This is a genomic window from Micromonospora sp. LOL_015, from assembly GCF_048060275.1.
Taxonomy (GTDB): domain Bacteria; phylum Actinomycetota; class Actinomycetes; order Mycobacteriales; family Micromonosporaceae; genus Micromonospora_E.
The window spans coordinates 1-564 of the sequence record NZ_JBHMIO010000177.1 but is presented as its reverse complement, the minus strand read 5'-3'; the positions used below and the strand labels follow the sequence as shown (position 1 = coordinate 564).

Annotated in this window: 1 pseudogene; it reads right to left on the bottom strand. The window is 67.9% G+C overall.

The features are described from left to right. Nucleotides 1-189 precede the first annotated feature (189 nt). Nucleotides 190-564 (bottom strand): annotated as a pseudogene (locus ACFHWU_RS29360) (IS1380 family transposase); the annotation flags it as partial.

Sequence of the window (564 nt, the reverse complement as noted above, 5' to 3'; positions counted from 1 at the left end):
AGCCTCAATCCGTGGACTCAATAGGACTTGACGGCAGTCATCGACACTTGACGATTATGTCTGGCGGGTAGTGGATGGGGGCGTGTCGGATCTGCTGGCCTGACTGCCAGCTTCCCTCGGTTGTTGCGATCGTGACGGCGTGCGGGTTTCGCGGTGCTGGTCAGGTGCTCGTGGTGCCGGGATGGGTGTTCAGGTTGTGAAGACGGCCACCCAGAGGCGTTGCCAGGCTTGGGCTTTGGGCCAGTGGGCGGGTAGGTGCAGCACGGGGCGGCGTTGTGGGCGGGCCAGGCGGGCGGGAACGTTGACCAGTTCGCGGCGGAGGGTGGCGCCGCGGGCGACGGCGTGGCGGGTGGTGGCGGTGAGCGTGCCCGCGGCGCGGAGCAGGTTGTGGGTGATCGCGGCGAGCACGCTCCAGGCGGCGTTGGCGGCGAATGAGCCGGAGGGCTGGTGGGCCCAGGGTCCGTCGATGAGGTCAGCCCAGACCTGTTCGCAGATGGCGTGGGCGCGGTGGGTGATGTCGGCTTGGGCGACGGGCTCGACGTTGTTGGTGAAGAACGGGTGGTA